This is a genomic window from Marinobacter sp. (genome assembly GCF_033722195.1).
In the GTDB taxonomy this organism is placed as follows: domain Bacteria; phylum Pseudomonadota; class Gammaproteobacteria; order Pseudomonadales; family Oleiphilaceae; genus Marinobacter.
Genome location: NZ_JAWVZL010000040.1, coordinates 1 through 21714 on the forward strand (window position 1 = coordinate 1; position 21714 = coordinate 21714).

A 21714-nucleotide genomic window follows, 5' to 3' on the forward strand; every position below is an offset into this window, starting at 1 on the left:
CCAGCGCAGGAACTCGTAGCGTTCCTTGTTGCGATCCATCTCGATGGCCACGTTGTCCTTGAAGGCGGAGGGATCGCCAAAATGGTCCACCATCACCGAGTGGTCGATGACCAGGTCCACCGCCGATAGCGGCTTGATCCGTGCCGGGTCTTCGCCGGCCGCTTTCATGGCGTCCCGCATGGCGGCCAGGTCCACCACCGCCGGTACGCCGGTGAAATCCTGCATCAGCACCCGGGCCGGGCGGTACTGGATCTCGGTGTCGGAACCGCGGTCCTTGAGCCACTGGCCCATGGCCTTGAGGTGGGACTCATCGACGGTGGTACCGTCCTCGTGGCGCAGCAGGTTCTCCAGCAGCACCTTCAGTGAGTAGGGCAAGCGGTCGACGTCGCCCAGGCTCTTGCCGGCTTCCGGCAGGCTGTAGTAGTGGAAGGTCTTGCCCTGGACGTCCAGGCTGGCGTGGGTGTTGAGACTGTCTTTGCTGGTGGCTTCGTTCGACATGTTCGCCTCCTTCAGATAGCTCTTTCGGGGACTCCCGGTCTTTTTGAAACACAGATAACAAAAGGATGCGGGAGCCGCGACCGGATGTGAAGTCTGTCTTAACTATTGCAGCTATTGGCGCCAGTTCAACTTCCGCGGCTGAATGTTCCGTATCAATCCGGTGAATGGGCCGTCGCGGCCGGATCAGGTCTGCAGCTCGCCGTAGAGCTGGGCGTAGAGGCCGTCCCGCTCGATGAGTTCGTCGTGGTGGCCTTCCTCGATGATGCGGCCGTCCTCGAACACGCAGGCCCGGTCGGCCTGCTTCACCGCGCTCAGGCGATGGGCGATGATCAGGGTGGTGCGCTGGCTCAGGAACTCCTCCAGGGCCTGGTGCAGCTTGGCCTCCGTCTCGGCGTCCAGGGCCGAGGTGGCCTCGTCCAGGATCACCACCGAGGGATTGGAAAGCACCATCCGGGCGATGGCCAGACGCTGGCGCTGGCCGCCGGAGAGCCGCACACCCTGGCGACCCACCATGGTGTCCAGCCGGTCCGGCATGGCCTGCACCGTGGCGTCCAGCTGGGCGATCTGCAGGGCCTCCCAGAGTTCGGTATCCGGCAGATCCCGACCCAGTGTGAGGTTCTGGCGGATGCTGTCATTGAACAGGGCCGGGTGCTGCAGCACGGTGGCCACATGCTCACGGATCCGCGGCAGGCCGATACGCTGCACCGGTACGCCCTCTACCCGCACTTCGCCCCGCTCCGGCGTGTACATGCCCAGGATCACCTGCACCAGGGTGGACTTGCCGCCACCACTGGCCCCCACCACGGCGACCTTTTCGCCGGGTTCGATGTGAAGGTTGATGCCCCGCAGTATGGCCTCATCGCCGTAGCTGAAATGTACGTCCTCCAGGGTCAGGCTGACGGTGTGGCGGCCTTCGAAGGGGTTCTCCAGGGCCGGGTAGCGGGGCTCCTCCTTCAGTTCCAGGATGCGGTTGATACGTCCCAGCGCGGCGTTGGCGGCGTAGAAGGCGTACTGCATGTTGAGCATCTCCTGCACCGGCGTGAGCATGAACCAGAGGTAGCCGAAAATGGCGAACATCATGCCGATGGACAGGTCGCTGAGCAGCACCGCCACCATGGCGGCACCGCGGAAGGCATCGACACCGAACTGGAAGAGCGCGAAGCTGGCCCGGCTGGCGGCGTCGCTGCGCCACTCGAACTGGACCGCATGGTCGCGGACGTTGCGGGCCTTGCCGATCAGCTGGCGCAGGTAATGCTCCTCCCGGTTGGCGGCGCGGAGCTGGTGGATGGCGTCCAGGGTTTCGGTGAGGGCGCCCTGGAAGACCTCGTAGGCGCTGTTCTCCTTGCGCTTGAGCTCCTTCACCTGCTTGCCGATCAGCATGGTGACGAAAATCACCAGCGGGTTGATCAGCAGGATCAGCAGCGCCAGCTGCCAGTGCACCCACAGCAGCACACCGGCGGTGCCGATCACCGTCAGGCTGGCCACCAGGAAGCGGCTGATGGTGGTGCCCAGGAACTGGTCGATGGTGTCCAGGTCGGTGATGAAGTGACTGCTCACTGCGCCCGAACCCAGCGTCTCGTACTCCGACATGGCCACCCGCTGCAGCCGGCCCAGCAGCCGGGACCGGATGCGGAAGACCACGTCCTTGGAGATCCGCGAGAACTCCCTGGACTGCAGCACGTTGAAGCCCAGCGCCAGCAGCCGCATCAGGAAGGCCGCCAGCACCATCACGGCGATATAGACCACCGGCTGGTGCCAGGCCTCGGGCAGGAAGCGCTGCATCACCGGCAGCACCGGGCCGGATTCGTCCAGCAGCACCTCATCCACCAGCACCGGCAGCAACAGCGGCACCGGCACACTCACCAGGGTGGCCAGGATCGCCAGCACATTGGCCCGCACGAGCCTGGGCTTGTGCTTGAGGGCAAGCCGGGCGATGGTGCCCCAGCTGTAGCCGCGATGATTGCCAGTGCCGGCGCTCTGACCGCTGATCTGGTGTTCGCCTTCAACCCTGTCCAATACACCTCCAAACCCGTAGAAAACCCGCCGGCACCGGGACAGCGCCATCCTATCGCCGACATACGACCGGCAATCGCCAGCAGGCCACCGCCCTTAACATCGAGCTATGGTAACCCAGCGCTCCCCCACCCGCATGGCGCCGGGCGGGTTGGTTTTTTTGCGACCTGGCCGACTGGTCCGGGGCCGTCGCATCTGCGATCATGACACCCTGTTGTCCACTCCTGATTGCGGCGGTGCTGTGAAACACGACTGTCATTACCACCCGGCCGAACCCGCCAAGTGGCACTGCGGCGAGTGCCTGCAGCATTTCTGCACCAGCTGCATGCCCGATGCCGACACCCGGCGCCAGCATGGCCTCTGCCCCCATTGCGGACGCACCCTGCGCTACCTGGGCGCCGCCACCGAGGTGGTGCCATTCTGGAACCGGCTGCCGGCGTTCTTTCGCTACCCCTTCCACCTCGACCCGCTGATGGTGGTGGCCATCTGCACCCTGGTGCCCATGCTGCTGCGGCCCAATCTGGTGGGGCTGCTGATCACGCTGGTGCTGGTGCTGGCGTTGTTCAAGTACACCTACGCCGTCATCCGCCACACCGCCGACGGCCACATGAAGCCGCCGCCGCTGGCCACCGCCTTTACCGGCGACGGTTTCGGCATCGTGGTGCTGCAGTTGGTTGTCTTCTTCCTGATGGGGGGCCTGGTGTTCAGTGCCGGCCTGGTGGGCGGGCCCTTCCTGGCGCTGCTGGTGCTGGCGTTCGTGGTCCTGGCGCTGCCCGCCAGCATCATGGTGCTGGCCATGGAGCATTCGGTGGCCGCCGCGGTGAATCCGATGAATCTGGCGGTGCTCATCTCCCGCATCGGCTGGCCCTACTTCCTGCTCTACGGTTACCTGGTGCTGCTGTTGCTGGCCTCGGGGGCCGCCCAGGAATTCGCCTACGGGCACTTCCAGCCCTGGCTGGCGCAGCCGCTGGCGGGTTTCCTCAACAGTACCTTTACCCTGATCCTGTTCCACATGCTGGGCTACCTGCTGTTCCAGTACCAGGAAGAGCTGGGCTTTGCCAGCGACCTCCAGGAAGGCGACAACGACCAGAACGAGCAGCACCGGGACCGCAGCCGCCGCATTGATGCCGACATCGACATGAACCTGAAGGACGGCAACTACGACCGGGTGCTGGGAATCCTCAAGGAAACCCTGAAACGGGATCCCGGCAACAGCCACCGGCTGAGCCAGCTCTACCGGCTGCTGACCGCCCGGGCCGACCACGCCGAACTCTACCGCTACCACCCGCGGCTGCTGGCGTGGCTGGCGGAACGCAACGACGCCGCCGGCATCAAGGAATTACTGCAGATACTGGAGCAGACCGAGCCCGGTTTCCGGCTCAACGACCCGGCGCTGGCGGTGGCCTGCGCGGCGCCGCTCTATCGCCAGGGCGAATACCGCACCCTGTTGAGGCTGCTGCAGGACTTCCACAAGCGCTTCCCCGGCAGTGACCAGCTGGCGCCGGCCTATCTGCTGGTGGCCCAGGCGCTGGCCAACGGCCTGGACCAGTGGGAGAAAGCCACCGCCTTCCTGAATTTCATCCAGAAGAAGTGCCTGAGCCACCCGCTCCACCCCCAGATTGCGGGCTACCTGGAGCAGGCCGGCCGCAGGGAACCCCTGAAAGGCCCGCGCGCAAGCTTCGCCATCGACGACTCCGGCGCCTGAGCGCCGGTCAGGGATTGGCCGCCAGCAGCTGACGGTAGTGCCGGGCCTTGGGAGCCATCTGGCGCTTCTCGAATTCCTCCGCCAGCAGCCGGCAGGCCTCGGTCACCAGGGTCGGGTCGCCGGTGCCACGCAGCCGTTCGAAGGCTTTCTCGGCGTTCTTGAGGTCGTCGTGGCGCAGGCAGGCGAACAGCACCCGGTTGTGGTCTTCCGCTTCCAGCGGCGCGTTGTTGCTGCCCTTGCTCAGGTACTCCTGCCAGACTTCCACCATGCGCTCAGGCTGGCGGCTACTCAGCGCCTGGGACATCAGCTCCCGGGCCCGGGCCCGGTATTCCGGCAAGTCGGGGCGCAGCTTGGCCAGCTGGTACAGGTGCTCCAGCAGCACCGGCCGGTCCGGATGCCGTTCCCACAGCGCCTCGAACTGGTGCCGGGCCAGCTCGAAATCCATCCGGCCCAGGCTGTTCATGGCCTGGGCATAGGCGTTGGTGAAGCGTTCGTCCTTCTCCTCCTGTTCCGGCTCGTAAAAGCTGTCCCGCACCTGGAACCAGCTCTTGCCCAGCAACAGCACCAGGCCGGCGCCGGCCACGAGGCCGCCGGCGTGTGCCATGTAGGCCACCCCGGTGGCGCCGGCAAACCAGTAGTCGTAGATCTCCTTGGCCAGCCACACCGGCAGCAGGGCCAGCGCCGGGGCGCGAAAATAATCAAAATAGACGCCCAGAAAATAGAAAAACCGGATACGCTGGCTGCCATAAATGGCCACATACATGCCCATGAGGCCCGAGATGGAACCGGAGGCTCCCACCAGGGGCATTTTGCTGCCGGCCGCGAAGGCGCTGTAGACCAGCCCGGAGAGGGCGCCGCAGACCAGGTAGGCCAGCAGGTACTTGCCCGGTCCCAGGGCTTTCTCGACCGTGAAGCCCAGCAGGAACAGGAACACCAGGTTGCCGATCAGGTGGCCCCAGCCGCCGTGCAGGAACTGGTAGGTGATCAGCGTGTAGAGACTGAGATCCGCCGGCACCAGGCCCAGCTCGTTGGCGCTCAGACGGTTGACATACTGCTCCTGGATCGATGGCCGCAACTCCTGCCACTGGCGCTGCTGCGCCGAGTTCCAGATTACCCCCTGGCTGGCCTGCAGGTACTCGTAGAAGGCCTGGTCCGACAGCATCAGGGCGGCCTGCCAGACCCGATCGTCCTCGGCCATGGCCTGGCGGAGGGCCTCCAGGTCCTGGCTGCGCTCGTCGGCGTCCGCCAGGCGGATCTCACGCTCCAGGTAGGTTTCGTAGGCCGGCGCCTCCAGGCGATCGAGTTCGGCATCCAGGTAGCGCTCGATGGCGCTGGACATCAGCCTGGGGTCGGAGCCCTGGTAGAACAGGAACATCATCAGGCAGGCCAGCATCAGGGCCAGGGTTACCCAGGGCGGGCGTTTCCAGTCAATGGTGTTCTCGGCGGGGATGATCAGCATGGGGGGCGGCCACAATTGCGCATAATTGGTCCTCTCAGGTCTGCTTTTTACCACAGCGAGGCCCGGTTTTCGCGCTCAAATGGATCCTGTCACTCACAAACGTGAGGCCCGGCAAAGTCCGGGGTTTACCATCAGGAGAACCAACCATGTCACGATTGCTGTCATACGCGTTTAATACAAACCGCATTCAATCCTGGCCATACCGCCAGGCCCTGATAGGCGGTGCTCTGGTCGGCCTGCTGGCAGGCTGCGCCACCTCGGAACGGCCGTCATCAGCGCTGACTTCAGCACCGCCGGCACAGGACCAAAGTACGGTGGCCGCCTCTGAAGCTATCGACCATTCGCCAATTGTGGCTATCGAAGAAACTGACAATAGTCCGGAAAAACAACAACACCGCCCGACGAACACCACCAAGGAAGCAGACATGACTGTACTCGTACTGGACAACCCGGAACTCATGGCCAAGGCGGCCGTACTCGAAACCGGCCTGGGCGGGCTGATCAGCAAGGCAGGCGATGACAGCCTGCGCAAACCCCACCGGATGCGCTTTCACTACGGTTTCAACCAGCACCGGCTGAGCGAGGAGGATCAGCAGATCCTGCGCCAGCACGCGGCCTACCTGAAAGCCCATCCGGAATTGACCGTTGAGATCCACGGCCACACCGATGCCTTCGGCAATGAGGAATACAACGCCTTCCTGGCGCGCCTGCGGGCCAGCTCCGCAGCCAAGCTGCTGCAGGCGGAGGGCATTCGCGAGGGCCGCATCACCGTCACCGGCTGGGGCAGCCGCAAGCCCCTGGCACGGCCCGAGGATCACGCCGCCAACCGTCGGCTGGAGCTGGAATACCGCTCCGAGCAGATGGCCAAGGCCCAGTAGCAGCTCCCCGCAACCAAAAAAGCCACCCGACCGGGTGGCTTTTTTGTGTCTGGCGGCATCGCCGGGTCAGAGGTTGATTTTCACCACGTTCCACACCACCAGCACCGCCAGCACCAGGATCGCCAGCCAGGACAGCAGGATCCCCACCAGCCGGCCCTTGTGAGGGCCACCACGGCCCTTGGCCATACCCCAGACGTGCAGCAGGCGGCCCACCACAAAGGTCAGGCCCACCCAGTAGATGATCTGGGTGCCGATGCCGTTGAGTTCACCCACCACCAGCAGGATCAGGAAGATGGGGGCGTACTCGGTCAAGTTGGCGTGGGAGCGCACCGCCGATTCGAAATCGGGGTCGTCGGTATGGCCAACACCTTTCTTGTACTTGAGACGGAAGGTGGACACCCGGTAGGCCAGGGCAAGCATGAGCACCGCCAGCGCACTGGCGAACACGGCAGAAACAGGAACAATCATCGATCAGGCCTTCTTGATGGCGCGGACAATCGCAAGCAGCAGGATGGCGCCGGCGGTGGCCGTCACCAGTTCACCGATGGCACCGGTGGCCGCCAGCCCCATCAGGCGAAACATAAAACCGCCAATCAGCGAGCCCACGATACCGATGCCGATGTTGGCCAGGACGCCAAAGCCCCGGCCTTTCATGATCAGCCCGGCAAGCCAGCCGGCGACGCCGCCGATAATCAGGAACAGGATCAGATTCATTGCAGGCACCTCCTTGCCAGGTCAGGGAATGGCGCCGCCCAGCGGGCGACAGCCAGAACGAGACTGCCCGGTTTGGCGGCGCCGCGCAAGTCCATCACCGCGGGTTCAGGAGGCCAGGTCTGCCAGCGCCTCGCGCATCTGCCGGTGGCAGCGCTCCATCAGGTCGGGGATGTCGCCATTGGTCAGGCCCGCGGTCTCCACCGGCGCCAGAATACGGACCCGGACCGGCGCGCGGCGGCCAGTGCGGCTATGGCAGGCGTGATTGTAGGGGCTGGCCACCACCATGGTGATGGGGGCGCCGGCGGCGATAGCAGCGTAGAAGGCACCTTTCTTGAAGGGCTGCAGACCCCGGCCTTTGCTGCGGGTGCCCTCCGGGAAGATCCAGACACTCTTGCTGTCCCGTGTGATGGCTTCGGTGGTGGCCTGCATCACCGCCACGGCCTTGTGGGACCGGGAGCGGTCGATCATGACGTTGCCGCCCAGCCAGAACACCTGACCAAAGAAAGGCACCCAGGCCAGCGCCGCCTTGCCGACGGTGACGGTACGGGGCGGCAGCAGGTCCGCCATGATGAAGAGATCGTCGTTGTGCTGGTGGTTGGCAATCACGACGGTGGGCCGGTCGGTGGGCATGTTGCCGGCGCCCTCCAGGGGGCGCTCCATACCCAGCACGCGGCGGCCCAGGCGGGCCAGGATCCGGCCCAGGATGCGATTGTTGTCCGGGTTGAAAGGCCGGACTGCATAGCCCAGTAACGCCAGCAGACACACCAGCGGCACCAGCAGCCAGGCCAGCACTGCGCGCAACCTACCCATGACAAGCCTCCGCCCTCAAAAAATGGCGCACAAGTGTACGCTAGAAATCGGTATTGGCAATACCTGTACGCCTGTTGTCCTGCCAAGGTACCGGGCCCACCGGGCGGGCTTCAACCAGGTAGCGCAGCGGCCCGTTGCTGTCGAGGCTGTCAAACGGATAGCAGGTCACCAGCAGCAGGTGTTCCGGCGCCAGCTGTTCGGGCCTCAGGCCTTCGCGCCGGCTGTCCACCACCCGGATGGCGACCACTTCGTAGTGACGCCACTGGCCCTGGCTGTCCTGGTAACGCAAGGGTGCGCCGATGCTGAGGGCCTGCAACGCCTGGAAATGGGTGTCGCGGTGGCCGGCGATGACCACCGCCCGGCCGGTTCCCGGCAGACGGCCCGGCCCGAACGCCAGGCTTTCGCCGTGGACACCGTCCAGCACGATCAGCGGCTCGCTGTCCGCTGCCAGCTGCAGGCGCGCCACCGGCCAGGTATCGGCCCAGGGCCAGGGCCGGGCCGGCTGCTGGCGGGCCTGGCTCTCGGCCCAGGCCAGGGTCAGCAACTCCTGGGCCATGATGGCTTTCAGGGGGATCCACAGGCCGGCGATGAAGACCACACCGAAGGCCATGCTGAGGGTCAGCAGAAAGCGGTTCATGACACCCTCCGCCGCCATACCAGCACCAGTCCGGTCAGCAGACCGGGCAGACCCAGCAGCATCAGCAGGGCGGCCGGGGTGGCGGTCTGGGGATAGCGCAACATACCGGCGGTGCTGCCGTTGGGCAGCAGCGTTGGCACCGCCGAGGCCAGCAGCGGCTCTTCCGGCGTTCGCGCCGGCGAGGTCTCCAGCGCCACAAAGCTGGTGTAGCGGGTCACCAGCTGGTGCGCCAGGGCCAGCTCGGTGACTTCAGCCTCAACCGCCTCGCCGGGATGCTCCCCGGCGCCGGTCACCTGCCGGTCCAGCAGGCCATTGATCTTTTCCCGGGCCCAGAAGCGATGCAGCCCCACGCCCGGCGCTGCCTTGTCCAGTGGCAGGTCGGCCCGCCAGGCCTCGCCACCGGCGACACGGCCGCTGAGCACCAGTTGACCCTCCATCGCCTGGCCCCGGACCACCTGGACCAGCGGCTCACCGGCGAACAGGTCGCCAGGCCGGGCCGGATAGGCCTCTGCCGAATCACCACCGGGCCAGGCGCTGGTCAGTTGGGTAAGCACCGGCGCCCGCATCTTGCCGAACAGCTCCGCCAGCGGCGCCGCCAGATCGGCCTGATGGTCGATGGCGGTGTAGGTGCCGCGGCCAAAACGGGCAGCCTCCCGCATGAAATGCATGTTGGGGGCCGAGCCGATGGCCACGGTGAACAGCCGGCTGTTGCCCAGCTGCCGACGGATCTGACCGAACAGCGCGGCTTCATTGCCCACCGCGCCATCGGTGATGAACACCACCTGACGGACCCGGGTATCTGCCGACCCGGAGGTGTCCGCAGTGGCCAGGGCCGCCGCCAGCGCCGGCGCCATCTCGGTGCCGCCATCGGCCTCCAGCTGGCGCACATAGTGGCGGGCCCGGTCCAGGTTGGCGGGGCTGGCCATCACCGGCGCCGAAAACAGGTGCCGGGTACGGTCGCTGAACTGGATGACGTTGAAGCGATCGCCCGGTGCCAGGGTGTCCAGCCCCGCCAGCAGCGCCGATCGGGCCTGGCCGATGGAGGCGCCCGCCATGGAGCCGGAGGTGTCGATCACGAACACCAGCTCCCGGGGCAGCGCCTCGTTGCCCGCCAGCCCGGGCACCAGCATCGCCAACAGGTAATCCTCGCCCTGCCAGCGCTCGTGGAAAACCGCCTCCGAGGGGGTCTGCCCCCGCACTGGGGACCAGCGCACCACCAGGTCCCGGTCCATGGTGATGGCGCCGCTCTGCGGAGTCACCGACACCGTATCGCCGTCCCAGCTGCTGATCAGGGCGTGACCGGGACTGGTCACCGACGCTATCGGCAAACCCGCATTCAGTGTCAGCCGGACACTGGCACGATGACTGCCGGGCGCCACATCCTCCGGCGGCACGGTCATGGGGCTGATGGCGTCGGCATCCGGAACCGACGTGGTGGGCCTTGCCCAACCACCATGCCACTCCTGCCGCTGTTCCCCGGCCAGTGCAGCGCCAGGCATGTAGCGCGGTGTCAGGGTGGTGGGCAGGCGCAACTCGAACTCACCGGCGTCATACCTCACCGCCTGCTGATAGCGGATCACCACTGACACCGCCTCCCCCGGCGGAATATTGGCCAGCCGCGTGGTGAACAGGTTGGGCCGCTGCTGGTCCACCCGGGCTGCCTGACGGCCCTCATCCCGGGCCTGCTGATACTGCTGGCGGGCGGCCTCACGGGGCTGTACACGCCCCTTGATCACTCGCTCGCCGGCTGTCAGCGTCATGCTGTAGACACTGGCATTCTGAGGGAGTGGAAACGTGTAGACGGCCTCCTGCCAGTCCCGGCTGGTGTTCTCGAAGCTCTGGCGCAGCTCGGTATCGGCGATCAGCCCGCTGACGGTGACCTGATAATCGGTGGCCAGCGGTATGGCCGACCGGGCTGAACCGATAAAATGCAACTGGCCGGCGGTACCCTGGCCACCCTCGCCGGGGCTGGCCTCCGCCACCACGGACTGCACCGACAGCATCAGCAATATCGCCAGCCACAGGCCGATGCCCTCCACCCAGGCCGTCACTCGCGGCTTGCGTAACCTCCGGCAGGGCCGGCGGACAGAGGTTTCGGATGAGGTGGACGACAGCCCGGGGCGGGCGCTAACGGCAAAAGACATGGCAATGGCTCCTTGCATCGGATCGGATGCAGCCATTACAGCGCCACCGGGAGGCCATCCGGTGGTCAAATCCGGCAGGGTGGCGGCAGAAAATGATCAATTGTGGCAAACCGCCCGGCCCGGCTTGTGTTGACCGGCCACCGTGCTTAAATAGGCCCTGACCGGCCGCGACCGGTATGCCCCAGGTGGAAGGAAGTTATGAAACGGCACATTGCCCTGATCGAAGACGAACCGGCCATCCGCGAGAACTACCGTGACGCCTTCGAGCGCCGGGGCTACCGGGTCTCGGCCTATGGCGACCGCGCCAGTGCCTACAACGCCCTGCGCCGGCAACTGCCGGACCTGGCCATCATCGATGTGGGCCTCGGGGACGAGATGGACGGTGGCTTCGACCTCTGCCGTGACCTGCGCCAGCTTTCCGCCACCCTGCCGATGATCTTCCTCACCGCCCGCGACAGCGACACCGACTCGGTGCTGGGGCTGCGCCTGGGAGCCGACGACTACGTCACCAAGGACATGAGCCTTGACCACCTGTTCGCCCGCATCACCGCCCTGCTGCGCCGGGCCGATGCCTGGGCCGAATCCAGCCGGCAGCCGGACGAGACCCTGCAGCGGGGCCGCCTGCAGCTGAACGTGGACCGCATGACGGCGGAATGGGACTGCCAGCCGGTGGAACTGACGGTGACCGAATTCTGGATGCTGCACGCCCTGGTGCATCACCCCGGTCACGTCAAGAACCGCACCCAGCTGATGGAGGCCGCCAACACCGTGCTGGACGACAACACCGTGACCTCCCACATCAAGCGCATCCGCCGCAAGTTCCTGCAGGTGGATGGCAACTTCGACGGCATCCAGACCGCCTACGGTTACGGCTACCGCTGGAACGCCCATGAGGCCTGAGCCTTGACCCTGAAACGCCAGCTGCTGCTGGCCAGCGCGCTGATGCTGTTGATTCCCTGGGCCGGCCTGAAGTTCGTCCTGGAACTGGACCAGGCCCTGCGGACCCAGGCCGCCGACCAGCTCGACAGCCAGGCCAGCCGCATCGCCGCCGGTCTGGTGCCGCGGCTGCCGCGAACCGACGGCCGGGAGGTGCTCTACGCCGGCACCCTGACCCAGGCGCTGAAGCTGGACGGTTACGGCGATGACTGGCCCGGCTACGAGGACCGGGTCTCGACCCCGGCCGCCGACCAGCCCGGCCTGAGCTGGCAGCTGGCGGTGGACAGCCAGCACCTCTACGCCCTGATCCGCGTTCGCCAGCCCCGGGCACGGTTCTTCGACCCCGGCCAGCCGGATGCCCGCCACGATTTCCTCCGGCTGTACTGGCAGGACGGCGACGGCATCCAGGAAAGGCACATACGCACGCCGGCACCGGGCCCGGTGATCGGTCACCTGCCCGGCCTGGCGCCACGCCCGGACTACCGGGTCAGCGGCTACTGGCAGGCCACCGGCAGCGGTCACCAGATTGAGCTGCGGCTGCCCCGGCCGGTGGGCCGCCAGGGCTTCGGCTTTGAGATGGTGCTGGTGGAAAGCGGCGACAGCACCCGGGTCGTGGGCCCCGGCGGCCCGCCGGCCCTGCCGCAACTGCTGACCCGTATCCCGGCCGCCGAGCAGCAGCTGGCGGAAGTGCTGTTCCCGGGCCAGCGTGCGCTGGTGCTGAGCAAGGACGGCTGGGTGCTGGCCCGGGAAGCAATCCCCGCGGTCGAGACCGCGCCGGACTTCGACAGCCTCAACGCCCTGGAAATCCTGGAGCGTATCAGCCTGAACGGCTTGCGGGCCCTGGTACGGCATTTCCAGCCCGAGCCCGTCGAGCTGCCGGAGGTGGAGGACCGCCTGATGCCGGCCCTGTTGCAGGGCGGGCGCCTGGTGCGCCACGGTAACGAGCCGCCTCACCTGACCAGCGTCGTGCCGCTGCCGGACCAGAGCCTGCTGGTGCTCGAGCAGTCCCTGGCGCAGCAGCTGGCGCTGTCCGGCGACACCCTGGGGGCGGTTATCACCCGCTCCATCCTGCTGATCCTGACCCTGACCCTGGCCCTGCTCGGTTACGCCAGTTGGCTGTCCTGGCGCATTACCCGGCTGCAGCGCTCGGTAAGGGCCAGTATCGACCCGGACGGCCGGGTGCTGGGGGCCATGCCCACCAGCCGGGCCGGTGACGAACTGGGGGAGCTGTCCCGCCAGTTCGGCCGGATGGTGGACAACCTGCAGGGCTACACCAGTTACCTGGAGAGCTTTGCCCGCCGGCTTTCTCACGAACTGAAGACCCCGGTGGCGGTGGTGCGCTCGTCCCTGGACAACCTCAGCCAGCCGGGCACCAGCGAGACCCAGCGGGCGGCCTACCGCCAGCGGGCGCTGAAGGCCACCGACCGGCTCAGCAGTATCCTGCAGGGCATGAGTGAGGCGGCGCGGCTGGAACAGAGTTTCGACCAGGCCGAGACCGAAGCCTTCGACCTGGCCCGGGTGGCCGCCGAAGCCGCCGGCGCCTACCAGGTCCTGGCCCCCGGCCACCAGCTGCGCTACTCCGGGCCGGAGTCCGGTGTGCAGGTCCAGGGCTCGCCGGAGCTGATGGTGCAGCTGCTGGACAAGCTGGTGGACAACGCGCGGGACTTCACGCCGGAGGGTGGCCTGATCGAGATCCAGCTGCAGGAGCTGGACACCTCCGTGGAGCTGGCGGTGTTCAACCAGGGCTCCAGCCTGCCGGAGCATCTCACCAGCGAGATCTTCAACCCGTTCGTGTCGCTGCGGGAAGGCGCCAACGAGGGTCACCTGGGTCAGGGTTTGCTGATTGTCCGGCTGATTGCCGAGTTCCACCGCGGCCGGATCGTGGCGGAGAACCACGCCGGCCGTGGCGGCGTCATTTTCCGGATCCGGCTGCCCCGTCAGTGAAGCCCTCGCCGGCGTACTGGCGGTAAAACTGCTGGGCGGTGCGGCCATTGCGCACGCCCCGGGCGGTGGCAAAACGCAGCGCCTCCCGGTGCAGGGCCGCCCGGTCCGCAACCTCCGGAAACAGCGCGTCCACCGCGCTCAGGTAGACCTCCTGGGAGAAGGCGTAGAACGACAGCTGCAGGCCGAAGCGGTCCGCCAGCGACACCTGCTCCTCGATGGCCTCACCGGGGTGGATCTCGCCATCCCGCAGCTGGGCCTGGAGATTGTCCGCCATGCGCTCGGGCATCAGGTGGCGCCGGTTGGAGGTGGCGTAAACGCGGACGTTCTCCGGCGGCAGCTCCAGGGAGCCCTCCAGAATGCTCTTCAGTGCCTTGTAGGCGGACTCGCCGGCCTCGAAGGACAGATCGTCGCAATAGATCACGAAGTGGAACGGCTGCTGGCTGAGATCATCGACGATCTCCGGCAGGTCCACCAGATCGTCCTTGTCCACTTCGATCATCCGCAGCCCCCGGGGGCCGTAACGGTTCAGCAGTGCCTTGATCAGTGAGGATTTACCGGTGCCCCGGGCACCCCACAGCAGGGCGTTGTTGCAGGGCTCGCCGGCCAGGAAGCGCTCGGTGTTGCGGGCCAGCGCCTGCTGCTGGCGCTCGATCCCCTGCAACTGCTGCCACTGCACCGGGTCGAGCCGGCGGATCGGCCGCAAACCCTGGCGATGGCGGCGCCAGGCAGCCGCCAGGGTGTGGTTCCAGTCAATCGTTGAGGGTGATGTCATGGGCGCTACCTCGACCAGTGGTTCGGTTACTGACGCTGGCAACCTTAACCGATTGCCCGCCTCCACGCACCGGCCTGCGGCCTTTGGCGAAGTCCGACCGTGCGGGTTGTCTGGTAAACTGGGCGCTCACTGACCATGACCGGCAACGCTGGCAGGAGACCGACCCGAGATGGCTGTAAAATCCATTGCCCTGGTGGCCCACGACAACAAGAAACCGGAGCTGGTGGAGTGGGCCGCCGAAAACCGTACCCGGCTGGCGCCGTTGAAGCTGTTTGCCACCGGCACCACCGGCAAGCTGCTGGCGGAGGGCCTGGGCCGCGACGACGTGGTGCGGCTGCTCAGCGGCCCGCTGGGAGGCGACCAGCAGATCGGCGCCAAGATCGCCGAGGGCGAGATCGACCTGCTGATTTTCTTCTGGGACCCGCTCGAGCCCCAGCCCCACGACCCGGACATCAAGGCCCTGCTGCGGATCGCGGCGCTGTGGAACATTCCGGTGGCCTGCAACCGCGCCACCGCCGAGTTCATCCTGACCTCCGCCTACATGACCGACGACCGCCACAAGCCCCAGAAGCCGGACTTCAGCGCCCACTACGACCGTCCGGTGGGCGGCTGAGCTCCCGGCCCAGGGCCGCGAACAGGCCGGCCTGGAAGGCCTCGTCCAGCAGGTAGAAATGGCCCCGCTGCGGCAGCATCTCGAGCCGGGCATGGGGCAGACTCTCCACCAGATGACGGGCAAAATCCGGCGGTGTGAAGGGGTCGTCAGTGCCCTGGAACACCGTCACCGGCACCTTTACCTCTGACAGCTCAAAGCCCCAGTGGGCCAGTTCGTTGGCCAGGTCCTGGGCAATGGCGCGGCCGGAACTGTGCAGACACACCAGCTGGTCACGGTGAAACAGTTCCCAGTGCTCCGGGTCCTCCAGCAGTTGGCGGTCGTCCGGGCTGGTGAGCTTGCGCACCTGGGTCAGGTAGGCGCCGGAACGCCAGCGCGCCAGGCGCGCCACACAGGCCACCACGAAGCGGAACACCGGCATGCCCAGCGCCAGAAAGCCCTGCCCCGGCCAGCCGGTCTCGAGAAACCAGCGGCCGCCGAGGGAATATTCCTCCAGATGGGTGTAGCTGGACAGCAGCAGCACCCGCTCGACCCGCCGCCCCAGGGCACGGGCGCAGGCCAGGCTGCGGGAGCCACCGCTGGACCAGCCCATGGCGGTGAAGGACTCGATGCCCAACTGATCCACCAGCAATTCCACATCGTCGGCATACTCCCCCATGCCATGACGGGTCTGGCGGCTGGAAAAACCGATGCCGGGCCGGTCGAGCGCCAGGATGCGGAAACCGTCCCGCCGGGCCTGATGGTGGAAGAACCCCGCCTCCAGCCGGGAGCCGGGCATGCCGTGGGAGAACACAATGGGGTGACCGTCGGGGGCGCCGCAATCGGCATAGGCCAGGCGGCGGCCATCCGCCAGATCCAGGTAGCGGTTCAGGCGCCGCCGCGGAATGGCGGAGCGGGCCGGGCCGTCTGGCTCCGGCCGGGAACTAGCGTTCGGGCTGGCGGGCGACATACACGGTGTTGGAGGCCTCCCGGTTCTGGAAGGGGTTGAAGAAGGACACCACCCGGGCCTCCACGTCCTCGAACAGACCCTCCAGCACTGCCAGGAAGTCCTCGTCCGGCGGTTCGTTGGACCACATGGCGAAGGCACCGCCGGGCCGCAGCTGCCGGGCCATCCGCGCCAGGCTGTCGGGGGTGTAGAAGCTGGCGTTGCTCTCGTTGAGCAGGGCCCGAGGCGAGTGGTCGATGTCCAGCAGGATGGCGTCGAAACGACGGCCGGGGGCGGTGGGATCAAAGCCCCGGTCCGGGGCCACCGCCAGCTCGAAGAAACTGCCGTGGACAAAGCGGCAGCGGGGGTCGTCGTTGAGCACCTTGCCCAGCGGGACTTTCTCCTGCTGGTGCCAGTGGATGACGGTGCCGAGGGCGTCCACCACCAGCAATTCGCCGACCCGGTCATGCTTGAGGGCGGCCTCTGCGGTGTAGCCCAGGCCCAGGCCACCCACCACCACACTCAGGTCATCGCCGTCCACCGCTGCCAGGCCCAGGTCCGCCAGTGCCACTTCCGCCTCCACGAACATGCTGGACATAAGGAACTCCTCACCCAGCTTGACCTCATAGATGTCCAGATCACCCAGCGCCGGAATCCGGCGCCGGCGGAGGGAAATCTCTCCCAGGTCCGATGGCTGGGTGTCGATCTCCTCGAATAACAATCCCATTGATCACTCGCCTGTTTCGTTCTAAAAAATACAGGGTAACAGAAACTCGACCGGAGGCGCCGATGGCCGAACCCCTATACATTCTCTGCCCGCACTGTCACAAACCCAATCGCATACCCCCCGGCCGCCTCCAGGATGAGCCCAATTGCGGCGCCTGCAAGCAGCCGCTGGCCAGCGGCCACATTGCCGAACTGGGGGACATTGCCCTCGCCAACTTCACCAACCGCTCCGACCTGCCCCTGCTGGTGGATTTCTGGGCCAGCTGGTGCGGCCCCTGCAAGACCATGGCGCCGGAATTCGCCAAGGCCGCCGAACGCTGGCGCGGCAAGGTGGCCTTCGCCAAGGTCAACACCGAGCAGGCCCAGGCCAGCGCCCGTCAGTTCGGTATCCGCAGCATCCCTACCCTGATCCTGTTCCAGGGTGGTCATGAGATCGCCCGCCAGAGCGGCGCCCTGTCCGCCGGCCAGATCGACCAGTGGCTGGACGGCTTTATCCACTGAAGCCCGGGTGATCGGTCAGCGGGCATGACATCGTAGCCTGAGGAACCCCTGATTAACTCCTGGCTCCGGAGGCGGTAGAGTGGTTGGTAACTGCTGTCACCGAGCCACGAACCCGATCGAGACCGATAAGGAGGATGTCATGGCAGACCCCGTTCTACTGATCACCGGTGCGTCATCCGGGATTGGCGCCGCCACCGCTTATGCCGCCGCCGAGAAGGGCTACCGGCTGGTACTGGCGGCCCGCTCCCGGGACAAGCTCAACCAGCTTCAGCACGAGCTGGGGGGCGAGGATCGCGCCCTCACCGTGGCCTGTGACGTGCAGAACAGTGACCACCAGAAAGCGATGGTGGATCAGGCCCTGGACAAGTTCGGCCGTATTGACGCGGTCTTCGCCAACGCTGGCCGCGGCGGCTCCCCCGGTGGCTTCAGCGGCGCCGACACCGACACCTGGCGGGACATGATCCTCACCAACATCTACGGCGTCGGCCTGACCCTGCAGTATACCCTGCCGGCGCTGCGGGAGAGCCGCGGCCACCTGCTGCTGACCGGCTCCGCCGCCGGCCGGGTGACCATCCCCGGCTCCATGTACAGCGCCACCAAGTGGGCGGTGTCCGCCATCGGCTATGGGGTGCGGGAAGAGCTGCGCGGCAGTGGCGTCCGGGTCACCCTGATCGAACCGGGCATGGTTGATACGCCCTTCTTCGACGAGCCGCCGGAAACCGCCCTCAAGCCGGAGGACATCGCCAACGCGGTGATCTACGCCCTGGCGCAGCCGGCCCATGTGGACGTCAACGAGATCCTGGTACGCCCGACACCGCCGATCGAGGACTGACCCACCGGCCTGCGGCGATGGGCCATTGGTCTTAGGCCCATCGTCATATACACCCCGGCGGTGCCATGGCTTAGAGTGGCTAGATCAGCCGGCCGCCGCCTGCGGCAGGCACACCATCGCCGGGGAACCACCGCTTGAACCAGTCCGCCCAGGGCCTCAGCCTGCATCCGCTCAGAGCCGAGCTCTACAACGAACTGCACTCCCGCCCCTTCCAGGTCATCCCCTGCCCGGCCCGGGTCACCCATATTGCGCTGCTCACCAGTGACGCCCAGCGCCAGGCCCAGTTCCGGCATTTCCAGCAACTGCATGAACTGATGGGCGCCACCCCGCCACAGCGGGACACCAGCTGCCAGGAGCAGCGTTTCGGCAGCCTGCGGGTGCGCCGGGAAATGCACATGGAGTTCGCCTCCTACACTTTTATCCAGGAGGCCAGCGAGAAGGGCGAACCCTTCCGGGAAACCGGCATCTCCGGCCTGCCGCCGGGCTGGCTGGACCAGCTCAGCGGCGAGGTGGTGGCGGCATTCCACCTGGACCTGCAGCAGGTGGACGACAACGCCGAGGAGGACCTGGCCCGGGTGCGGCCCTGGTTCGAGGGCATGCGGCTGGTGGGCAGCAGCCCCCAGGAAGGCAGCGCCCGGGTCTGGGGCAGCTTCCAGCTCCACAGCGATGGCTTCGGCCGCTTCTTGGTGCTCAACCGCCAGCTCTCGGACAGCCAGCTGGGGCGGCTGACCCAACGCATCCTGGAAATAGAGACCTACCGGCTGATGTCCCTGCTGGCGCTGCCACTGGCCCGCAACATGTCTCCGAGCCTTACCGACATGGACCGGCAGCTGGCCGGCATCACCCAGACCCTGGCGGAGAACCAGGCGGTGGACGAACAGGAAATTCTGACCCGGCTGTCCCACATCGCCGCCCGCATCGAGGCCTTCCGGGCCCAGTCCACGTTCCGATTTTCCGCCACCCGGGCCTACCACCGACTGGTGCTGGCGCGGCTGGAAGAGCTGCGGGAGGATGAGCTTTCCGGCCACCTCACCATCCGGGAGTTCATGACCCGGCGGCTGACCCCGGCGGTCAAGACCTGCGAGTCGGTGGCCGACCGGCTGGAGGATCTGTCCCGCCGGATCGACCGGGCCTCGGAACTGATCCGCACCCGGGTGGACCTGGCGATCCAGAACCAGAACCAGGAACTGCTGGCCTCCATGGACCGGCGTTCCCGCATCCAGCTGATGATGCAGCACACCGTGGAAGGGCTGTCGGTGGTGGCCATCAGCTACTACCTGATCGGCCTGCTCAAATACGGCCTGGACGCGGCCTACCAGGCCGGCCTGCCGTTCAACAAGTCGCTGGCGCTGGGGATCGCCATCCCGCTGGTCCTGGCCCTGGTGTACCTGTCGGTACGCCGCATCCACCGGCGCTTCCTGACTCTGGCGCGCAAGGAGCGCTCAGGGCGCGAGGGGACATGACGGGCAATGAGGGGATATGAAGGGAACGGGGTTTCCGGATAGCCATCAGCAGAAAGAACCGGCGATCAGCTGCTAGACTGGGAACTGACCAAACCCGGTCATCCGAACGGGAGGCGGCATGCCGAAATGGCTGATCATCGCGGGGCTGGTGCTGGTGGCGCTGGGCCTCGTCCTGCAATTTGCGCCCTGGCTGGTGAGCTGGTTTGGCCGGCTGCCCGGGGACATCAATATCCAGTCCGAGAGCAGCCGGGTGTTCATCCCCATCACCTCGATGATCCTCATCAGCCTGGTGCTGACCGTCCTGATCAACCTGTTCCAGCGCTGACTAGCTTTCAGTTCCCTTGACCTCGCAGGTACCCTGGGCCTGTCGCAGCATCACCGTGCGGCTGACGGTCTCGTACTGCATCAGGGTTTCCGGCCCGGCGGGCGAGGGCGCGACACCGGTACCGGTGTCGTAGGCGGAGGCCGGCGGGAAGTGCCGGGTCGGCACACTGATCACCGTGGGTACCTGGCGGGTGAACTCCATGCGCTGCTGCTCAATAAACCGAACATTGTTGGCGTCGTGGCCGGTCACATCAGCGCAGGCCTGGTGCGCCCGGTCGGCGATGGTGGCCCATCGGGTTGAGGCCACATCCGTGTAGGTGAGGCTGACGGTCTCTCCACTCACATCGGCCTGGTAGCCCCGCACGCCCTCAAACCGCTCCGGCGTGGTCTGGCAGCCCGCCAGCAACAGGGCGGGCAGGGTCAGCAGCATCAGCTTGGCGTTCATCGGTTCCTCCTTGCTGGCGGCAACGGCTCAGATGCCGAATGGGTAGGTGTCCGGTGCGCCCTCGGACCATTCGGAGACATCGTCCATGGGTTCCAGCGCCCGGGTGGCGTCAAAATGCAGGACCGAGTCGAACTGATCGCTCAACTGGCAGTTGAAGTAGTGGCTGCGGCGTTCGGTGGCGGGCAGGTAGAGCACACCGATGGCCCGTTCCAGCCTGGGCTTGTTGAGCAGTTCGGGCACGTCGTTCTGCAGGTTCAGAAAAAAGGCCGGCTGCTCCAGTTCATGGAACAGCCCCTCGTAACTGCCGTGCAGCGCCGGCCTTACCGCCTTGCGCTCAACCGCCCCTTCCCAGTGGCTGGCCGCGGACACGGTACCGTGATGGGTGGTGAAGCCCACAAGCAGGGCATCCTTGCCATAGCGCTCACGGCTCAACTGACCCACGTTGAACTCGCCGGCCCGGCCCATGTCGGTGGCGCGGGCATCCCCCAGGTGGGAGTTGTGCTCCCAGACCGCGATACGTGCGGTGCGACCGGTGCATTTCGACAGGTGTTTCCAGAGCGCGTCCAGGGTATCGCTCATGTGGCGGTCACGCAGATTCCAGGTGCTGGTGTGGCCAGTGAACATGGTGCGGTAGTAGCGCTCGGCGTTGCGAACCAGGCGGGCGTTCTGCTCGGCCTGGAAGTGCTCATCGAGGGACAGCATGCCGTTGTCCCGGACGTAACTGGCGGCGTTCTCCTGTACCAGCAGGAGCTGACGGATCACTTCCTCCTCGCAGGAGGGCCGCTTGCCCAGCATCACCCCGTAGCCGTACTGCTGCTCGTTGGCGGTGTGGTCCAGGCAGCTGTAGCTTTCCCGGGCCTTTTCCGCGGCCTCGGGGTCGACCTTGCCGAGGTATTCCAGCACGCAGTACATGGACTCGTAGAGGCTGTACATGTCGAGGCCGTAGAAACCCACCTGGGTTTCCAGGCTACGGCCGTCGTTGTAGTCCGCCAGCCATTCGATGAAATCCAGCATCACCGTGTTGCGCCACATCCACAGGGGAAAACGGTGAAAATCCCGCAGCGCCTGCTCCGCCGACTGGTCGTTGCCCAGCCCGCGAATGTAGCGGTTGACCCGATAGGCGGCCGGCCAGTCGGCCTCCACCGCAACGGCGTTAAGACCCTGCTCGCGAATCAGGCGCTTGGTGATCTCCACGCGGGACTGGTAGAACTCGTGAGTGCCGTGAGTGGCCTCCCCCAGCAGAATGAAGGACTTGTCGGCCGCCTGGGCCAGTAGTGGATCGTAGTCCGTGTCCTCTCCGAGCAGAGGATTGGTGGCGTTGCGTAACTGCTTCAGAGGTTGGGATGACTGCAAGAATGCCATGGATGCCTCCTGCGTG

At 66.3% G+C, this 21714-nt stretch carries 22 protein-coding genes; 9 read left to right on the forward strand and 13 right to left on the reverse strand.

The window, feature by feature from the left end; translation table 11 throughout:
* The coding region (locus R3280_RS09210) for an aconitase family protein (RefSeq protein WP_318998306.1) at positions 1–498 on the reverse strand (498 nt) is incomplete at its 3' end.
* Positions 499–681: 183 nt separating this feature from the next.
* Complete coding sequence (locus R3280_RS09215; RefSeq protein WP_413468760.1) at positions 682–2487, reverse strand: ABC transporter ATP-binding protein; 1806 nt, start codon at positions 2485–2487, stop codon at positions 682–684.
* Between the two features lie 265 nt (positions 2488–2752).
* Between R3280_RS09215 and R3280_RS09220 the strand changes: the two genes are divergently transcribed.
* Positions 2753–4216 carry a hypothetical protein gene (locus tag R3280_RS09220; protein ID WP_318998307.1) on the forward strand — a complete coding sequence of 488 codons (1464 nt, stop codon included), beginning with the start codon at positions 2753–2755 and terminating at the stop codon, positions 4214–4216.
* 7 nt (positions 4217–4223) lie between these two features.
* Here the strand turns inward: R3280_RS09220 and R3280_RS09225 are convergent, their stop codons facing one another.
* A complete protein-coding gene (locus tag R3280_RS09225) occupies positions 4224–5675 on the reverse strand; it encodes a rhomboid family intramembrane serine protease (RefSeq protein ID WP_318998308.1) in 1452 nt (483 codons plus the stop codon).
* 425 nt (positions 5676–6100) lie between these two features.
* On the opposite strand from R3280_RS09225, the gene R3280_RS09230 reads away from it, so the two are divergent.
* Positions 6101–6553: an OmpA family protein gene (locus R3280_RS09230; protein ID WP_318998309.1), complete on the forward strand. Its 453-nt coding sequence runs from the start codon at positions 6101–6103 to the stop codon at positions 6551–6553.
* A gap of 66 nt (positions 6554–6619) precedes the next feature.
* Here the strand turns inward: R3280_RS09230 and R3280_RS09235 are convergent, their stop codons facing one another.
* The 5 genes from R3280_RS09235 to R3280_RS09255 form a co-directional block, all read right to left on the reverse strand.
* Complete coding sequence (locus R3280_RS09235) at positions 6620–7021, reverse strand: MAPEG family protein (RefSeq protein WP_318998310.1); 402 nt, start codon at positions 7019–7021, stop codon at positions 6620–6622.
* Between the two features lie 3 nt (positions 7022–7024).
* Positions 7025–7267 carry a GlsB/YeaQ/YmgE family stress response membrane protein gene (locus R3280_RS09240; RefSeq protein WP_318998311.1) on the reverse strand — a complete coding sequence of 81 codons (243 nt, stop codon included), beginning with the start codon at positions 7265–7267 and terminating at the stop codon, positions 7025–7027.
* Positions 7268–7372: 105 nt separating this feature from the next.
* On the reverse strand, positions 7373–8077 hold the full coding sequence (locus tag R3280_RS09245; RefSeq protein WP_318998312.1) for a 1-acylglycerol-3-phosphate O-acyltransferase: 705 nt from the start codon (positions 8075–8077) through the stop codon (positions 7373–7375).
* A 40-nt stretch (positions 8078–8117) separates the two neighbouring features.
* A complete protein-coding gene (locus R3280_RS09250) occupies positions 8118–8714 on the reverse strand; it encodes a class GN sortase (protein WP_318998313.1) in 597 nt (198 codons plus the stop codon).
* On the reverse strand, positions 8711–10858 hold the full coding sequence (locus R3280_RS09255) for a marine proteobacterial sortase target protein (RefSeq protein ID WP_318998314.1): 2148 nt from the start codon (positions 10856–10858) through the stop codon (positions 8711–8713). The genes R3280_RS09250 and R3280_RS09255 overlap by 4 nt, the downstream gene beginning before the upstream one ends.
* Positions 10859–11056: 198 nt before the next feature.
* Between R3280_RS09255 and pdsR the strand changes: the two genes are divergently transcribed.
* Positions 11057–11758 carry a proteobacterial dedicated sortase system response regulator gene (pdsR, locus tag R3280_RS09260; RefSeq protein WP_318998315.1) on the forward strand — a complete coding sequence of 234 codons (702 nt, stop codon included), beginning with the start codon at positions 11057–11059 and terminating at the stop codon, positions 11756–11758.
* A 3-nt stretch (positions 11759–11761) separates the two neighbouring features.
* Complete coding sequence (locus R3280_RS09265) at positions 11762–13738, forward strand: ATP-binding protein (protein WP_318998316.1); 1977 nt, start codon at positions 11762–11764, stop codon at positions 13736–13738.
* Here R3280_RS09265 and R3280_RS09270 read toward each other — a convergent pair.
* Complete coding sequence (locus R3280_RS09270; protein ID WP_318998317.1) at positions 13707–14510, reverse strand: ATP-binding protein; 804 nt, start codon at positions 14508–14510, stop codon at positions 13707–13709. The genes R3280_RS09265 and R3280_RS09270 overlap by 32 nt on opposite strands.
* Before the next feature lie 169 nt (positions 14511–14679).
* Between R3280_RS09270 and R3280_RS09275 the strand changes: the two genes are divergently transcribed.
* The gene (locus R3280_RS09275) at positions 14680–15123 is read left to right on the forward strand and encodes a methylglyoxal synthase (protein ID WP_318998318.1); all 444 of its coding nucleotides are present in this window, start codon (positions 14680–14682) and stop codon (positions 15121–15123) included.
* Here R3280_RS09275 and R3280_RS09280 read toward each other — a convergent pair.
* A complete protein-coding gene (locus R3280_RS09280) occupies positions 15089–16069 on the reverse strand; it encodes an alpha/beta hydrolase (protein WP_318998319.1) in 981 nt (326 codons plus the stop codon). The genes R3280_RS09275 and R3280_RS09280 overlap by 35 nt on opposite strands.
* Positions 16044–16772, reverse strand: coding sequence for a spermidine synthase (locus R3280_RS09285; protein WP_318998320.1), 729 nt, complete (start codon positions 16770–16772; stop codon positions 16044–16046). Before R3280_RS09285 ends, R3280_RS09280 begins: the two co-directional genes overlap by 26 nt.
* Before the next feature lie 62 nt (positions 16773–16834).
* Between R3280_RS09285 and trxC the strand changes: the two genes are divergently transcribed.
* From trxC to R3280_RS09305, 4 genes are all read left to right on the forward strand, one after another.
* A complete protein-coding gene (trxC, locus tag R3280_RS09290; RefSeq protein ID WP_318998321.1) occupies positions 16835–17272 on the forward strand; it encodes a thioredoxin TrxC in 438 nt (145 codons plus the stop codon).
* A 139-nt stretch (positions 17273–17411) separates the two neighbouring features.
* Positions 17412–18104 carry an SDR family oxidoreductase gene (locus R3280_RS09295; RefSeq protein WP_318998322.1) on the forward strand — a complete coding sequence of 231 codons (693 nt, stop codon included), beginning with the start codon at positions 17412–17414 and terminating at the stop codon, positions 18102–18104.
* A gap of 134 nt (positions 18105–18238) precedes the next feature.
* Positions 18239–19567, forward strand: a complete 1329-nt coding sequence (locus R3280_RS09300) for a DUF3422 domain-containing protein (RefSeq protein ID WP_318998323.1) — start codon at positions 18239–18241, stop codon at positions 19565–19567.
* 118 nt (positions 19568–19685) lie between these two features.
* Entirely contained in the window at positions 19686–19892 is a 207-nt protein-coding gene (locus R3280_RS09305; RefSeq protein ID WP_318998324.1) for a DUF2905 domain-containing protein, read from the forward strand.
* Here the strand turns inward: R3280_RS09305 and R3280_RS09310 are convergent, their stop codons facing one another.
* Together R3280_RS09310 and R3280_RS09315 are read right to left on the reverse strand one after the other, a co-directional pair.
* Positions 19893–20336 carry a hypothetical protein gene (locus R3280_RS09310; RefSeq protein WP_318998325.1) on the reverse strand — a complete coding sequence of 148 codons (444 nt, stop codon included), beginning with the start codon at positions 20334–20336 and terminating at the stop codon, positions 19893–19895. It abuts the gene before it with no gap.
* A 27-nt stretch (positions 20337–20363) separates the two neighbouring features.
* The gene (locus R3280_RS09315) at positions 20364–21698 is read right to left on the reverse strand and encodes an erythromycin esterase family protein (protein ID WP_318998326.1); all 1335 of its coding nucleotides are present in this window, start codon (positions 21696–21698) and stop codon (positions 20364–20366) included.
* Positions 21699–21714 lie beyond the last annotated feature (16 nt).

Coding starts and splice junctions, on each gene's coding strand:
- R3280_RS09225 (WP_318998308.1), bottom strand. CDS start 5,675: ATGCTGATCATCCCCGCCGAGAACACCATTGACTGGAAACGCCCGCCC.
- R3280_RS09230 (WP_318998309.1), top strand. CDS start 6,101: ATGACTGTACTCGTACTGGACAACCCGGAACTCATGGCCAAGGCGGCC.
- R3280_RS09235 (WP_318998310.1), bottom strand. CDS start 7,021: ATGATTGTTCCTGTTTCTGCCGTGTTCGCCAGTGCGCTGGCGGTGCTC.
- R3280_RS09240 (WP_318998311.1), bottom strand. CDS start 7,267: ATGAATCTGATCCTGTTCCTGATTATCGGCGGCGTCGCCGGCTGGCTT.
- R3280_RS09245 (WP_318998312.1), bottom strand. CDS start 8,077: ATGGGTAGGTTGCGCGCAGTGCTGGCCTGGCTGCTGGTGCCGCTGGTG.
- R3280_RS09250 (WP_318998313.1), bottom strand. CDS start 8,714: ATGAACCGCTTTCTGCTGACCCTCAGCATGGCCTTCGGTGTGGTCTTC.
- R3280_RS09255 (WP_318998314.1), bottom strand. CDS start 10,858: ATGTCTTTTGCCGTTAGCGCCCGCCCCGGGCTGTCGTCCACCTCATCC.
- pdsR (WP_318998315.1), top strand. CDS start 11,057: ATGAAACGGCACATTGCCCTGATCGAAGACGAACCGGCCATCCGCGAG.
- R3280_RS09270 (WP_318998317.1), bottom strand. CDS start 14,510: ATGACATCACCCTCAACGATTGACTGGAACCACACCCTGGCGGCTGCC.
- R3280_RS09275 (WP_318998318.1), top strand. CDS start 14,680: ATGGCTGTAAAATCCATTGCCCTGGTGGCCCACGACAACAAGAAACCG.
- R3280_RS09280 (WP_318998319.1), bottom strand. CDS start 16,069: ATGTCGCCCGCCAGCCCGAACGCTAGTTCCCGGCCGGAGCCAGACGGC.
- R3280_RS09285 (WP_318998320.1), bottom strand. CDS start 16,772: ATGGGATTGTTATTCGAGGAGATCGACACCCAGCCATCGGACCTGGGA.
- trxC (WP_318998321.1), top strand. CDS start 16,835: ATGGCCGAACCCCTATACATTCTCTGCCCGCACTGTCACAAACCCAAT.
- R3280_RS09295 (WP_318998322.1), top strand. CDS start 17,412: ATGGCAGACCCCGTTCTACTGATCACCGGTGCGTCATCCGGGATTGGC.
- R3280_RS09305 (WP_318998324.1), top strand. CDS start 19,686: ATGCCGAAATGGCTGATCATCGCGGGGCTGGTGCTGGTGGCGCTGGGC.
- R3280_RS09310 (WP_318998325.1), bottom strand. CDS start 20,336: ATGAACGCCAAGCTGATGCTGCTGACCCTGCCCGCCCTGTTGCTGGCG.
- R3280_RS09315 (WP_318998326.1), bottom strand. CDS start 21,698: ATGGCATTCTTGCAGTCATCCCAACCTCTGAAGCAGTTACGCAACGCC.